General features: G+C 48.1%; 18 protein-coding genes. 2 read left to right on the forward strand and 16 right to left on the reverse strand.

Features of this window, described 5'->3' with window-relative positions; all coding sequences use genetic code 11:
* Positions 1-46 precede the first annotated feature (46 nt).
* Entirely contained in the window at positions 47-808 is a 762-nt protein-coding gene (locus tag KNO68_RS09145; RefSeq protein ID WP_215112367.1) for an SDR family oxidoreductase, read from the reverse strand.
* A gap of 188 nt (positions 809-996) precedes the next feature.
* Between KNO68_RS09145 and KNO68_RS09150 the strand changes: the two genes are divergently transcribed.
* On the forward strand, positions 997-1491 hold the full coding sequence (locus tag KNO68_RS09150) for a hypothetical protein (RefSeq protein WP_215112368.1): 495 nt from the start codon (positions 997-999) through the stop codon (positions 1489-1491).
* A gap of 24 nt (positions 1492-1515) precedes the next feature.
* Positions 1516-1887 carry a VOC family protein gene (locus KNO68_RS09155; protein ID WP_159562969.1) on the forward strand — a complete coding sequence of 124 codons (372 nt, stop codon included), beginning with the start codon at positions 1516-1518 and terminating at the stop codon, positions 1885-1887.
* A 41-nt stretch (positions 1888-1928) separates the two neighbouring features.
* On the opposite strand, the gene mreB is transcribed toward KNO68_RS09155, so the two are convergent.
* The 15 genes from mreB to upp all read right to left on the reverse strand — a co-directional run bounded on the left by mreB (position 1929) and on the right by upp (position 14701).
* Positions 1929-2915, reverse strand: a complete 987-nt coding sequence (gene mreB / locus KNO68_RS09160; RefSeq protein ID WP_078147656.1) for a rod shape-determining protein — start codon at positions 2913-2915, stop codon at positions 1929-1931.
* Between the two features lie 81 nt (positions 2916-2996).
* Positions 2997-4298, reverse strand: coding sequence for a UDP-N-acetylglucosamine 1-carboxyvinyltransferase (murA, locus tag KNO68_RS09165; protein ID WP_012727351.1), 1302 nt, complete (start codon positions 4296-4298; stop codon positions 2997-2999).
* A gap of 242 nt (positions 4299-4540) precedes the next feature.
* Positions 4541-4759, reverse strand: coding sequence for a DUF1146 family protein (locus tag KNO68_RS09170; protein WP_012727352.1), 219 nt, complete (start codon positions 4757-4759; stop codon positions 4541-4543).
* A gap of 200 nt (positions 4760-4959) precedes the next feature.
* Positions 4960-6150 carry an EAL and HDOD domain-containing protein gene (locus tag KNO68_RS09175; RefSeq protein ID WP_215112369.1) on the reverse strand — a complete coding sequence of 397 codons (1191 nt, stop codon included), beginning with the start codon at positions 6148-6150 and terminating at the stop codon, positions 4960-4962.
* Positions 6151-6306: 156 nt separating this feature from the next.
* Positions 6307-6717 carry a F0F1 ATP synthase subunit epsilon gene (locus KNO68_RS09180; RefSeq protein ID WP_012727354.1) on the reverse strand — a complete coding sequence of 137 codons (411 nt, stop codon included), beginning with the start codon at positions 6715-6717 and terminating at the stop codon, positions 6307-6309.
* Positions 6718-6745: 28 nt separating this feature from the next.
* The gene (gene atpD, locus KNO68_RS09185; protein ID WP_078147659.1) at positions 6746-8164 is read right to left on the reverse strand and encodes a F0F1 ATP synthase subunit beta; all 1419 of its coding nucleotides are present in this window, start codon (positions 8162-8164) and stop codon (positions 6746-6748) included.
* 34 nt (positions 8165-8198) lie between these two features.
* Positions 8199-9056 (reverse strand): ATP synthase F1 subunit gamma, encoded by an 858-nt coding sequence (gene atpG / locus KNO68_RS09190; RefSeq protein ID WP_074035890.1) that lies wholly within the window; start codon positions 9054-9056, stop codon positions 8199-8201.
* A 36-nt stretch (positions 9057-9092) separates the two neighbouring features.
* Positions 9093-10601 (reverse strand): F0F1 ATP synthase subunit alpha, encoded by a 1509-nt coding sequence (gene atpA / locus KNO68_RS09195; protein WP_078147660.1) that lies wholly within the window; start codon positions 10599-10601, stop codon positions 9093-9095.
* Positions 10602-10619: 18 nt separating this feature from the next.
* A complete protein-coding gene (locus KNO68_RS09200) occupies positions 10620-11153 on the reverse strand; it encodes a F0F1 ATP synthase subunit delta (protein ID WP_012727358.1) in 534 nt (177 codons plus the stop codon).
* Entirely contained in the window at positions 11153-11680 is a 528-nt protein-coding gene (gene atpF / locus KNO68_RS09205; RefSeq protein WP_012727359.1) for a F0F1 ATP synthase subunit B, read from the reverse strand. Before atpF ends, KNO68_RS09200 begins: the two co-directional genes overlap by 1 nt.
* 71 nt (positions 11681-11751) lie before the next feature.
* On the reverse strand, positions 11752-11973 hold the full coding sequence (gene atpE, locus KNO68_RS09210; RefSeq protein ID WP_012727360.1) for a F0F1 ATP synthase subunit C: 222 nt from the start codon (positions 11971-11973) through the stop codon (positions 11752-11754).
* 65 nt (positions 11974-12038) lie between these two features.
* Complete coding sequence (gene atpB, locus KNO68_RS09215; RefSeq protein WP_074035878.1) at positions 12039-12776, reverse strand: F0F1 ATP synthase subunit A; 738 nt, start codon at positions 12774-12776, stop codon at positions 12039-12041.
* The gene (locus tag KNO68_RS09220; protein WP_074035722.1) at positions 12776-13183 is read right to left on the reverse strand and encodes an ATP synthase subunit I; all 408 of its coding nucleotides are present in this window, start codon (positions 13181-13183) and stop codon (positions 12776-12778) included. Before KNO68_RS09220 ends, atpB begins: the two co-directional genes overlap by 1 nt.
* The gene (locus KNO68_RS09225) at positions 13180-13407 is read right to left on the reverse strand and encodes a hypothetical protein (RefSeq protein WP_012727363.1); all 228 of its coding nucleotides are present in this window, start codon (positions 13405-13407) and stop codon (positions 13180-13182) included. The genes KNO68_RS09220 and KNO68_RS09225 overlap by 4 nt, the downstream gene beginning before the upstream one ends.
* A 664-nt stretch (positions 13408-14071) precedes the next feature.
* Positions 14072-14701, reverse strand: coding sequence for a uracil phosphoribosyltransferase (gene upp, locus KNO68_RS09230; RefSeq protein WP_214686037.1), 630 nt, complete (start codon positions 14699-14701; stop codon positions 14072-14074).
* Between the last annotated feature and the right edge of the window lie 27 nt (positions 14702-14728).

The raw sequence follows: 14728 nt of genomic DNA on the forward strand, positions 1-14728 counted from the left end.
TAAAGTGAGATGCCTTCTTTTTATTGTATCCATCGAACGTTCTCTATTAGCGCCCAGTAAACCCTCCGTCAACGTGAAGATGTTGGCCATTCACCCATGCGCCGTCTGGGCCCATCAAGAAAGCGACGAAGCGAGCCGTATCTTCAGGCGTCCCCATTCGCTTATAAGGAAATAATGGTAGCAAGTGTTCGCGAAGTTCGTCATTGATCCAACCCGTATCCGTCGGTCCCGGATCGAGAGCATTCACCGAAATGCCGTATTCTCCTAATCCATTCGCCAACGCAGGTGTGATGGCAATCAATGCACCTTTCGTTGCGATGTAGGCCAGGTTATTCACATCCGGTCCCCCCGATACGAAGAACAGGATTCGCCCATCTTGATGTCCCGCTTGTTTATAGCGCTCAATAAACGCAAAGGTGAGTCCGAGTGTCCCTTCGTTATTCACCAGGTAATGTTTTCTCAATACGTCGGTTGTAAAGTTCTCAACGTTGACATGTCGCTCATAGGTCGCGTTATGAATCAGCCTGCTCGGAATCCCGAGCTTGGCTTCAATCCGATTAAGTAGCCTGACTTCGTCACCCGAGGCTAGGTCATACGCCTCATGTTCGACACGGGCACCCTGTTCGGTCAACTCTTGAACGAATCGTTCGATGAAGTCTCTCTCTTCCCCGATTCCGTCGGTCGCGTCAAACGGACTCCAGTGTGTCAAATAAAGGTTGTGCCCTTCATGTGCTAGTTTTCGTGCAATCGCAGCTCCGATGCCTTGATGGCGGCTGACGCCCGTAATGAGTGTAAGTGGTTTGTTCATGATGTCCTCCGATTCTATTTGATTATTCTGTTCAGTCTATTAGTGAATCGGCGCCATCATGATTCCCCTCACATTGATTAATGATTTCATTATATACAATTTTTCCCACGAATGACCTATATATTCGTATCCTCTTTAGATATGATGGACATATATGATTCATCACATCGGTATTGGGAGGCGCTTATTTGAAAAAGTTGATCATAACGACATTTTGTACATGGATATTGAGTGCTTTGCTCTATGCTGCCTTGACGGATGAATCATTTGTCACGCTTACCCAATCCGTCGACGTCAATCAGAACGTGTTGGAGCGATACTTGACAACTCAAGTCATGTCTCCTAATTTCGGTGGGGATGTTTATGCCAGCTATCAAATCCTCGGGACGAGTACGACTCGACAGGAAGTGTATGTATGGGTGCTTCTACAAGAATATTATCCTAACCATCAACAACTTGAGCGAGGGACCGGAATATCTGCTCCAATCGTCTTACACATTGACCATTCCTCAGGAGTCTCTCGGATTGTCAATCATACGTTACCTCGAGATGGCTCATATTATCCTGGCGACTTACATACCCTATTCCCATTACATATTTCTATCGGCTTAATGTCTCACCCAACAGGACTTACCAACCGTCTCCAACGTCAACTTGAATCAGAGTTACCCCTTCCTGTTTAAATACATATTGAAAGGATGAATCCCATGAGCCTCATTCAACAAATCAAACAAATCTACATCCCTGTCAAAGAGTTAGACCGTGCCGTTCAATTCTATCGTGACACGCTTGAGGTACCCTTTCTCTTTCAAGCAGGATTGCTCGCATTTTTCGACTGTGGGGGCGTTCGCCTCATGTTGTCCCCTCCAGAGAATGATGTTTTTGCAAAATCAAGTCCAATTCTCTATTTGAGTATCGCATCCATCGATGATGCTTATGCTCAGTTGAAAAATGCAGGAGTGACTTTCATTGATGAACCACACTGTGTGGCAAAAATGGGGACGACAGAAACGTGGATGAGTTTCTTCAAAGATTCTGAAGGCAACGTGTTGGCACTCGTCTCCGAAATATTGAGTTGAACATACAAAAAACAAGCGACCGCACGCGGTCGCTTGTCTGTTTATTTCAATCGATCTAAGTTTTCGAGCATGATTCCCGTTCCGTGCGCGACACTGAGTGTCGGCTCCTCGGCCATCATGACCGGCAACATGACACGCTCTGCGACGAGTTGGTCAAGACCGTGAAGGAGTGATCCCCCACCTGTCATGATGATTCCGCGGTCGATGATATCCGCTGCAAGTTCTGGTGGTGTCTGTTCAAGGACACGCTTCGCTGCTTCGACGATTTCATTAGCTGATTCAGCCATCGCTTCACGAAGTTCTTCTGACGTAATGGTCACCGTACGAGGCAATCCACGTACCATGTCACGTCCACGAATATCCATCGATTCGTTACGCCCTCCTGGGAAGACCGTCGCGATTTCTTTCTTGATTTGTTCAGCCGTACGTTCTCCGATGATCAGCTTGTGCTTCTCTTTGATGGCACGAAGGATGTCCGTATCGAAGCGATCCCCTGCAATCTTGATAGTCTCACCGCAGACGATGTCTCCCATTGATAAAATGGCGACGTCGGTCGTCCCACCACCGATGTCAATGATCATGTGACCAACCGGCTTCCAAATATCCATGCCTGAACCGACTGCCGCAGCTTTTGGTTCGACGGCGAGGAAGACTTCTTTCGCGCCAGCTTTCTCAGCAGCTTCACGAATGGCTTTTGCTTCAACCGGCGTGACGTTCGCAGGTGTACAAATCAGCATGCGGATGCCTCCGAAGAAGCCTCGGACTTGAATTTTCTCGATGAAGTGACGGAGCATTTCTTCTGTTGTGGCGAAATCGGCGATGACTCCGTCACGGAGAGGACGGATCGCCACGATATCACCAGGTGTACGACCAACCATCTCATACGCTTCTGCACCGACTGCTAGTACTTTTCCTGTAGAGCGTTTTATCGCAACGACTGAAGGTTCGTCTAAGACGATTCCTTTCCCTTTGACGTGAATGACAACGTTTGCTGTCCCTAAATCAATCCCGATATCTTTTGAAAACATGATGTATAGGTTCCTCCGTTCGATTCTTCATTGAAAAGAGCGAGAAGAGTCTCTCCTCGCCCTCTCATTCGTGCTCGTTTCTTAGTTCTGAACCATTTCTTCAGCAACTTCGACAGTTCCTTCAATACGCTCGATGTCAGCACCGAGTGCTTGAAGTTTCTTGTGGAAGTCAACGTATCCACGGTCGATATGATATAAATCTCCAACGCGTGTCTCTTCTTCCGCGATGAGACCTGCTAGAATAAGTGCTGCTCCGGCACGAAGGTCCGTTGCGACAACTTCCGCTCCTTGAAGGCGTACGCCACCTTTGACGATTGCCGAACGTCCTTCAATCTTAATGTCCGCGTTCATACGACGGAACTCTTCGACGTGCATAAAGCGATTCTCAAACACCGTTTCCGTGATGACAGATGTACCGCCCGCTTTCAAGACGAGTGCCATCATTTGTGACTGCATGTCTGTCGGGAATCCCGGGTGTGGCATCGTCTTCACATCAACCGGCTTCAATTCATCTGGTGCCGTGACACGCATGCCTTCTGCCGTATCCTCGAAGTGGACACCCATCTCTTCCATTTTTGAAATCAATGGACGAAGGTGCTCACGTTCCGCACCGATGACTTCGATGTCACTACCTGTAATCGCCCCTGCGACGAGGAACGTGCCTGCTTCGATGCGGTCAGGGATGATCGAGTGTTCTGCACCGCGAAGTGTTTCGACACCTTCGATACGGATCGTTTCTGTACCTGCCCCGCGGACGTGTGCGCCCATTCCGTTTAAGAAGTTCGCAAGGTCGACGATCTCAGGTTCTTTTGCAACGTTCTCGATGATGGTCGTACCCTCTGCGAGCACAGCTGCCATCATGATGTTCTCTGTCGCACCAACAGATGGGAAGTCCAAGTAGATTTTAGCGCCTTGGAGACGGCCTTCTACAGAAGCTTCCACGAATCCGTTTCCGATGACCGTTTTCGCACCCATCGCTTCGAATCCTTTTAAGTGGAGGTCAATCGGACGTGATCCGATTGAGCATCCGCCTGGCATCGCTACACGAGCGTGACCGAGACGGGCAAGAAGAGGTCCCATGACGAGGATTGAAGCACGCATCTTCCGCACGTATTCAAGCGGTGCTTCATCTTTGATGTCGCCCGACGCATCGACAGTTACTTCATTCTTTTCTTCATTGAACGATACCTCTGCACCGAGGTGACGAAGTACTTTGTTAATCGTGTACACGTCAGCAAGACGTGGTACGTTTTGTAAGATTGACTTTCCTTCGCTAGCTAATAGAGTGGCAACCAATGTTTTGAGTACGGCGTTTTTTGCTCCCTCAACGCGCACAGTACCTGACAGTTTACGTCCTCCACGGACTACGATCAAATCCTTCATATCTCTCTTTGTCCTCCAACTTCATTGTTTTTTTATATAGTGCGTCGATATCCGATTCCGGATGTGATAATGTCGATTATTTGAATGGTTTGTAAAACGTGATGGGTTTTCATTCACAATCAAGCTGAATAATAAATAAGTGCAAACTGAATGAAAAAACATCATGTCAGACGAATTTATCCTACATGATAATCATATAGGAGTCGTTACAGCAGGATTACAGTTTGTTAAATATTCTGCGACTACTGTATAGGTGCGAGCGCCTGCGCCAGTCGAATATACTCCAAAAAGAACTGGGCAATCAGCGAACCGAAGACAACCGCTACGAGGACGCGCAAGACAGCAGCTTGCGGACTCCTCACTTGATTGAGCACCTTGTCCCATTTGACGGGTAAGAGTGCCCACCAAGCAACGTAGATCGCTATGATATAAATCGCTAGCGAAAATACGGTATTGACCATCGACGATTCCCCTCTTTTCTAAAATTCGTACCATTTTCAATCATATCATGACATGTTAGAGAAAAAAAGACTTAGGGTCTTAAGCTTCGAGCGGTTTGAACCATTCGATCAACTCACTTTTTCTACAAGCACACCAAAAGGGACATCATCAGCAGTAAGGCTTTACTACAGTAATTGACGCCCCTCACATATTTCAAACATTATTCAATCGACTCGTCAAGGCTACGAGACCATTGAATCGCTTCGACGTAATATTGAGACCAATCCGAATCTGTGTTATGGAGTGGAATCGTCAACTGTTCGTAGGCGATCACATCCTCTAACAACTTTCGCAAACCATTCTTTTCACCGAGTAACGCTGCCTTTACAGGGAGCGCCACCGGAAGCTCTGCAATCAACGTTTGCATCGCCTCATCGAGAATGACGTCGAGTGATGAGAAGATTCCTGTAATGAATGCATCAAACGGTAATACATCTGTCAATGTATCCTCCGCAATCAACTCCATCATTTTCCCGCGGATGACACTCTGTTTGATTAGTTCTTTCGATTCAGAGGTCTGCATCTCCCGTAAGAGCATCAAATACGACCATCGTTTCAACTCATCTAGTCCGATTCGTGCGACGGCTTGCTCGATGGATTGAATGGTATGTCGACCTTTTTGATACACCGTATTGACCGTACGGAGCATCTTATAGGATAAGTCGACACTTCGCTCAATTTGCGCTGAAATCCGTCGGAAGCTCGGTTCCGGACGATCGAGTTCTTTTAACATTTCAATGAGCGTGTGACGCAACGGATGGACTTCGGCCCCGTGCTCCACGATGGGACGACTAAAGAAGTATCCTTGGAACATCTTATATCCGAGTCGTTTCGCAATCTCGTACTCTGCGGGTGTCTCGATTTTTTCCGCCAAAAATTCGATTCGGTGTCCGAGCGCATCAATCAATTTTTGCTGCTGGTCTACCGGGGTCGCTTGATAGTCAATTTTGATGATGTCGGCGAGTCCAATCAATGGGCGATACTTCTCTTCAAATACGAAATCATCCAATGCAATCGTATAACCTTGACGTCTCAAAGAGCGGAGAGACTGTAATAGCTTTTCCGTCGGTTCGACATGTTCGAGCACTTCGACGACGAGCGATTGACGCGGTAGCAACGAAGGCACTTCCCCTTCAATCAACGTTTGAGGGAAGTTGATGAACGCACGCGTCCCTTCTGTCAATTCCCGAAAATTGAACACAAGGTAAGCGTTATGAATGACGTCAGCCGTTGCCAACGAATCATCTACGTTCTCAAAAATATTATTTTCGCTGCGGCGATATAACAATTCGTAGCCGCAAACGCGTAACTGTTGGTCAAAAATTGGTTGTCGCGCAACGTAAACTTTCATTCCCTAATCTCCTTTACGATAGTTCCCACCTTTATTATCGGTCTTCTCCCATATATTTTTTACTAGTCCCATCATTTAGAAGCACGACAAAAGACCCATTTTTTTCAAAAAAAAAAAAAAAACAAAAACTCCCACACTTTCGTGTGAGAGTCATTCTTATTCTTTCATATCGCGAATGCTTAAGCGGTTGATCGCTTTTTTGAGCGCAAGTTCCGCACGACGGAATTCGAGTTCCGAGAGCTTCGTGTCTTGAAGACGACGCTCGGCACGAACCTTCGCCGCAGAAGCGCGGTCATAGTCAATCTTATCCGCCATTTCGGCTGTTTCAGCTAAGATCGTCACCGTGTCGGGACGAACTTCCATGAAACCGCCGCTGATTGCGATCAGCGTGCGTCCACCATCTTCGTGGCGCAGCTTGAGAACTGAGACGTCGAGTGGCGTCACCATCGGGATGTGCTTCGGTAAGATACCGAGCTCACCAGTGACCGATTTGGCGATGACCATTCGTGCGTCTCCTTCAAAGGCTGCACCATCCGGGGTGACGACGTTGACGTGAACAGTATTCATCGTCTAGTTTCCCCCTTCCGCGTAGGTCTTAGACCAACGTCTTCGCTTTTTCGATGACGTCTTCGATTGGACCGACGAGACGGAATGCATCTTCAGGAAGATCGTCGTGTTTACCTTCGAGGATCTCTTTGAAGCCGCGTACTGTCTCTTTGACTGGCACGTATGAACCTTTTTGGCCCGTGAACTGCTCAGCCACGTGGAAGTTTTGTGATAAGAAGAACTGAATACGACGTGCACGGTGAACCGTGAGTTTGTCGTCTTCAGACAACTCATCCATCCCGAGGATGGCGATGATGTCTTGAAGTTCTTTGTAACGCTGAAGCGTCTGTTGAACGTTACGTGCGACTTCATAGTGATCTTTCCCTACGATTTCAGGAGAGAGGGCGCGTGAAGTCGATGCGAGTGGGTCAACGGCTGGGTAAATCCCCATCTCCGAAAGACGACGCTCAAGGTTTGTTGTGGCATCAAGGTGGGCGAACGTTGTTGCCGGAGCCGGGTCCGTATAGTCATCGGCTGGTACATAAACCGCTTGAATCGAAGTAACCGATCCTTTTGCAGTCGATGTGATTCGCTCTTGAAGCATACCCATTTCTGTCGCAAGTGTCGGCTGGTAACCTACCGCCGATGGCATACGTCCGAGAAGGGCCGAAACCTCAGAACCTGCTTGTGTGAAACGGAAGATGTTATCAACGAAGAGAAGAACGTCTTGTCCTTGCTCGTCACGGAAGTATTCTGCCATTGTCAAACCAGTCAAGGCAACACGGAGACGTGCACCAGGTGGTTCGTTCATTTGACCGAAGACCATCGCTGTTTGCTTGATAACGCCTGAGTCCGTCATCTCGTGGAACAAGTCATTTCCTTCACGCGTACGCTCACCGACTCCTGCGAATACAGAAATCCCGCTGTGCTCTTGCGCGATGTTGTTGATGAGTTCCTGGATGAGGACGGTCTTCCCTACACCGGCACCACCGAAGAGGCCGATTTTACCACCTTTGATGTATGGTGCGAGAAGGTCGACGACTTTGATCCCTGTTTCAAGGATTTCAACTTTCGTTGACAATTCGTCAAATGTTGGCGCTTGACGGTGAATCGGTGCACGAAGCACGTCAGCTGCCACTTCTTTATCATCGATTGGATTACCGAGAACGTTGAAGACACGTCCAAGTGTCATTTCTCCAACTGGTACCGAAATCGGTGATCCTAAGTCAAGTACTTCCATACCGCGGCGAACGCCGTCAGTTGAGTCCATCGCAATCGTACGGACCGTGTCGTCACCAAGGTGAACAGCTACTTCAAGCGTCAAGTCGACACTAACATCGTCTGCTGTCGCTGCCACGTGTGTGACTTTGAGAGCGTTGTAGATGTTCGGTAAGTGGTTGTCGAACTTAACGTCGATAACTGGGCCCATGACTGCGACTACGCGGCCTTTCATGCCGTATTCGTTCATCGTGTTAGCCTCCTACAATCTAGAGAGCGTGCGCTTATTCAAGCGCCGACGCACCTCCGACAATCTCTGTGATTTCTTGTGTGATCGCTGCTTGACGCGCGCGGTTGAATTTGAGCTTGAGTCCGCGAATGAGTTCATCCGCGTTGTCTGTCGCACTCGACATCGCCGTCATCCGTGCTGCGTGCTCTGATACTTTCGCGTCGAGCAATGCACCATAGATGAGTCCTTCCGCATAACGTGGGAGGAGCGCCGCTAAGATCGTTTCTTCTTCTGGTTCGTATTCATACATCACATTGGATGCGGACTGTTCGATATCCCCGAGCGGGAGCAATTGTTGAATCTTCACTTCTTGGCTGATGACCGAGATGAACGAGTTGTAGCAAAGCTTCAATTCATCAATCTCGCTCTCGCTGAAGGCACCAACCGTCTGCTTGACGATTTCTGCGACTTCAACAAAAGTTGGTTGGTCGTTTAGCCCTGTCATCGCGCTATACACCGGAATGTTGCGTGACTTGAAGAACTGGACGCCGACTTTTCCGATTACGTAAAGACGGTACTCATCTGTTGATGTGTGCTTGTCTTTGAGTTCACGGTACACGTCACGCAAGACGCTGGCGTTGTATCCACCTGCGAGTCCGCGATCTGACGTGATGACGATATAACCAGTCCGTTTGACGGGACGTACTTGAAGCATCGGGTGTGTCGCGCCTGATGTACCACCGGCGATCGACGAGATGACTTCTTGCAACTTGTCCATGTACGGCTTGAAGTTGGCGTTGTTCCCTTGGGCCCGGTTCAACTTCGATGCCGACACCATGTTCATCGCTTTCGTGATTTGCTTCGTGCTTTGGGTCGAGGTGATCCGCATCTGGATCTCACGTAATGATGCCATTTCGATTCACCACCTTAATAGACGCTCGTCACCGGATTAAACCGATGGCGAGAACGTCTTTTTGAATTCCGTAATTGCGTCGACCATTGCCTCGTCTGAAGGAAGGTTTCCTGTTTGACGGATTTCACGGCAGAGGTCTTTACGGTTTTGGTCGAGCCATGCGTTCATTTCTGTTTCGAAACGACGGATGTCTGTGACTGGGATGTCATCGAGATGACCTTTCGTGAGTGCGTAGATGATGATGACTTGCTTGTCTACAGAAAGCGGTGCGTTCAAGTCTTGTTTCAAGACTTCAACCGTACGCTGACCACGGTTCAACTTCGATTGTGTCGCTTTGTCGAGATCTGATCCGAACTGAGCGAACGCTTCGAGCTCACGGTAAGACGCGAGGTCAAGACGAAGTGTACCAGCAACTTTCTTCATCGCTTTCACCTGAGCCGAACCACCAACACGCGATACCGAGAGACCGGCGTTGATCGCTGGGCGTACCCCAGAGAAGAAGAGGTCCGACTGAAGGAAGATCTGACCGTCTGTGATCGAGATAACGTTTGTCGGAATATATGCTGAGATATCCGATGCTTGTGTCTCGATGAACGGAAGTGCTGTCAATGAACCACCACCGAGTTCGTCGTTCAACTTCGCTGCACGCTCAAGAAGGCGTGAGTGGAGGTAGAAGACATCCCCTGGGTAGGCTTCGCGGCCTGGAGGACGACGGAGAAGGAGCGAGAGCTCACGGTAAGCTGCCGCTTGTTTCGAAAGGTCATCATAAACAACGAGGACGTGTTGTCCGCGGTCCATGAAGTACTCACCCATCGATACCCCAGCGAATGGCGCGAGGTAAAGAAGTGGTGCCGGCTGTGATGCCGATGCCGAAACGACAATTGTATAGTCGAGCGCGCCGTTTTGACGAAGCGTCTCTACTACGCCACGTACAGTCGATTCTTTCTGACCGATTGCAACGTAGATACAAATCATGTTCTCTTCTTTTTGGTTGATGATCGCATCGATGGCAACAGATGTTTTACCTGTCTGACGGTCACCGATGATGAGCTCACGCTGACCACGACCGATTGGAACGAGGGCGTCAATCGCCTTAATTCCTGTTTGAAGTGGTTCGTGAACCGATTTACGAGCCATAACGCCGTAAGCTTTACGCTCGATCGGGTTATAGTTGTCAGTCACGATTGGTCCAAGACCATCGATTGGTTGTCCGAGTGGGTTGACGACACGTCCGAGGAGCGCCTCACCGACTGGTACTTCCATGATGCGACCTGTACGTTTGACAGAGTCGCCTTCTTTGATCCCTTTGTAATCGCCAAGGATGATAATCCCGACGTTACCTTCTTCTAAGTTTTGCGCCAAGCCCATTACGCCGTTAGAGAACTCTACGAGTTCCCCCGCCATAACGTTATCGAGTCCGTGTGCACGAGCGATACCGTCACCTACTTGAATGACTGTACCTGTCTCGCTGACTTCGATTTCAGAACCGTACGAAGCGATTCGTTCTTTTAGCAGGGCGCTGATTTCTTCAGCTTTGATTGTCATTGAATTCACCCCTATTTCTTACGCATTCAACAATTCACGCTCAAGGCGTGTCAATTTCGTTTCAATCGTATCATCGTACGTCGTGTATCCGACTTGGACACGGAGTCCACCGATGACTTCTTCATCGACGACGTTCTTCAATTGGAGCGTCTTCCCGAGCTTCTGTCCGAAGACGAGTTCGACGTCTTTCAAGTCTGTTGCCGACAATGGGTAGGCGCTTGTGACAATACCCTCTGCAATTCCACGATAGTCGTTGATCAATTCGCGGACGTAACGTGGCAATGCGCGAACCTCTGCCGCACGGTCGTTTTCGACCATGACGAGAAGTGTGTTCACGACAATCGCCGTCATATCACCAAAGCTGTCTTTTAAAAGCTGTGCAAGCTCGCTGTCACTGACTGCCGGATTCGTTAAGAGATCCATGAGTTCAGGAGTCGCGTGGAGCACTTCATCGAGCAGACGCACTTCCGCTTCGACTTGGTCGAGCGTGCCTTGTTCCCGCGCTAAGTCGAAGAGCGCTTTGGCATAGCGTTTTGCTAGTGATGCGTTCATCAGTTCGCACCTTTCGCTTTAGACAGGAAGTCTGTGACGAGGGCACGTTGTTTCGCTTCATCGCCTTTAAGGTCTGATTGAAGGACGTGGCGTGCTGCCGAAAGCGCCTGTGTGACGACTTCCGTTTGAAGAGATTGTTTCGCAAGCTCACGCTCACGCTCAATCGCTTTCTCTGCCTCGATTTTAATTTGTTCGGCTTCCAAACGCGCCTGCTCCACCAAGCGTGCTTGTTCTGCTTCTGCTTGTCGACGGCTTGCGTCGAGCATTTCTTTTGACTCAGTACGTGCTGCACTGAGTGCGTCACGTTGTTCAACGACATAATGCTCCGCATCTTTGCGGCTCTTTTCAGCGAGTTCAATTTCGTTCGCTACATACTCTTCACGCTGTCTCATCATTCCAAGGAGTGGTCCCCAAGCAAATTTCTTCAACAGGGCCAAGAGTACGAGGAATGTGAAAATTGTAAAGATCATATCCAGAATGCGGAGGCCTTCGCCGCCAGCACCAGCTGCAATCATCATCGTATCCATGCATACCCTCCTCTTGACTAAATAAGTGAGGGAGACGTGCTCCCTCTCATGCTATTCTCGTTAACTCGGAATCAAGAGTTGAGGAGAAGGAAACCGACAGCCACACCGATGATCGGGAGGGCCTCAACCAAACCGATACCGATGAACATTGTTTGACGAAGTTCGTTTTTGAGTTCTGGTTGACGTGCTTGTCCTTGTACTGTTCCGTATACGATCAAACCGTTACCGATACCAGCTGCGAGTGCTCCAAGTCCGATAACAAGTGCTGTTGCGAGAAGATTAAGTTGTTCCATTGTGTATATTCCTCCTAAAAGTTAAGTAAATAATTTGATTGTAACGCTTTGGCGAGATGTCCGAATCAATGTTCGGCCGAAGCTTTGTGCCCGATGTACACCATTGCAAGCGTCAGGAAAATGTAGGATTGGATAACCCCGATAAAGATTGAGAAACCTTGCCATAGAATCATTGGGAAGACCGCAAAGATTGCACCGAGCGGGTTGAGTGCGCCTTCGGCTGTAATCGCGAGTCCCAAGATGATGGTAATCATGATTTCACCGGCAAAGATGTTACCGTATAGACGCAAACCGAGTGTCAACGTGTTCGCAAACTCCTCGATCAATTTGATCGGAAGCAAGAACCAGACTGGTTTTACGAATTCCGCTGAATAGTGCTTGAACCCGTGTAGCTTCACCCCGTAATAGTGCGACATTGCAACGACGAGTGTCGACAACGCCAAGGTTACGTAAGGATCGGCCGTCGGTGAGTTGAACCACAGATAGTGTCCGGAAATGACGTTAAACGGTAGACCCATCAAGTTTGAGAAGAGAATGAACAAAATCAACGTCATCCCAAATCCGATAAAGCGTCCTCCTGTCTTCCAGTCCATCGCACTTGCGATGATTCCACGCACGAACTCCGCGAAGAATTCCATGAAGTTTTGTTTGCCAGTCGGCTTCATAGCTAAACGTCTTGTTCCCCAGATGGCGAATACGAAGACGAGTAACGCTGCTATTAACACTGTAATGACGTTCGTCCAGCTCCCGTATAACGTATAGTCCCCAAAGTGCAGAGAATATGTGGGAAACTCATGACCCATTAATATTCACCTCTTTTCCTGCTGAGCTGGGCAAGTGTAAACTCGCCAAATTGTATGATGTGGCCGGCGATTAGACCAGTTACCACCGCGATGACGGACACTCGATCCTCGTAGAGAAGACCGACTATCACTGCTAACGCACCGACCGCCATTCTTGAAACGGTCCCGTGCGACTTTGGTCGTCGTCCATGTTCGATGACGTCATACATGCGTATGACACTTCGATTCTGCATATGTAGAATGATGAGACTTCCGACCCCACCGATGAACAATCCGAGAAAAACGGCTTTGTACATCGGGACGATGAAGGCGCCAACTAACAAAATTGCAAACCATATGGTAAACCATTTCGTATAACGCTTCATCAACTCTTTTTGTGCTTTTCTGTCTGCTTGAATCGTATTCATTCGTCCTCTCCTGTCAATAAACTCCGAAGGGTGAGAACTAGCGCCGTAACCCCGAACACGAGTCCAAGGATAATCGACACATTCCAACCAAACGTGCCCCAAAATTCACGTCTTTCGCCGTACTGTCCGACGAGATAACCGATGACAATCGGTCCAGCAAGTGCTGTCGAGATTTGTGAAGCGAGCGAGGCATAGGATAGATAACGATTGTCTTTTTTCGCCATCCAACCCCCCCTTTCGAGTCTCACGTGCTTCCTTATTCTTTACGAATTCACACTCGCGTGACCATCAAAAGTCACACAAGTTCAGAGTAATAGAAATGGCATAAGAAGTCAATGAATTTCACAATTATAAAAGCGCTTTAAATCAAGTCGTATCAATAGTTTTACGCACTTCACAAACTAAACGATCGAGGCACTTTTTAAAGAAAGTGTGAAGAAACGTTGAAATAAAAATGTTGACTTTATAACATTTCACAAACGGAATCAGATGAAGAATAGTTCAGTTATACCCCCACGTTTTGGAAAATTCAATCGGTAAACGCTTACGTTCACAAAGAATTACGAAACGTCGGTTGACTTCATTTTGAAATCGTTTTCAACGTCCTGTATCAGTATACCGAGGATGTTTTTACCATGTCGAGCGATTTCGCCCATTTTTTTGTGAGGAATCTCATCCGGTTCAAAATCGCTTCCTCACCACTGGTTACCTATCCGAAATAGCAGAATTCTATTTAAATAAGAAAGAATAGATATATTCCATCCTCGTTCGTCATTCTTCTCGCTCTCGTTTTGTGTCTATTTTGTGACATCTGTAAATGATAAATATTTTTCGTGTCATTCGTCAAAAAAAGCGAAAATCGCACAGGCGATTCTCGCTTTTAAGTCATTACTTCGTACCAAACAAACGGTCACCCGCATCCCCAAGTCCAGGAACGATATAACCGTGGTCATTTAATTTTTCATCGAGTGCAGCAAGATAAATCTCTACATCCGGATGTTCTGCTTGTACACGTTCTACGCCTTCTGGTGCTGCACAGAGGCATGCCAACTTGATTGACTTCGCTCCATGTTTCTTGAGTGATGCGATCGCATCAACAGCAGAACCACCAGTCGCGAGCATCGGGTCAACGACGATAAAGTCGCGTTCTGTGACGTCTGTCGGAAGTTTCAAGTAGTATTCGTGTGGCTCAAGCGTTTCCGGATCACGGTAAAGACCGATATGACCGACTTTTACGTTCGGCATCATTTTGAGGAACCCATCCACCATACCAAGTCCTGCACGTAAAATAGGGACGATTCCCAATTTCTTGCCGGCAATCATCTTTTGCGTGGAAACAGAGACCGGTGTCTCGATTTTTACGTCTGTTAGGGGTAGGCTGCGCGTGATTTCGTATGCCATAAGTGAAGAAACTTCGTCGACGAGTTCACGGAACTGCTTCGTCCCCGTCTCTACTTTACGCATAATCGTCATTTTGTGCTGAATCAAAGGATGGTCATAAACATGCACTTTTCCCATCTTGCTTCACTCCTCTCTCATTCTCTC

The organism is Exiguobacterium sp. s75 (assembly GCF_018617145.1).
Taxonomy (GTDB): Bacteria; Bacillota; Bacilli; order Exiguobacteriales; family Exiguobacteriaceae; genus Exiguobacterium; species Exiguobacterium profundum.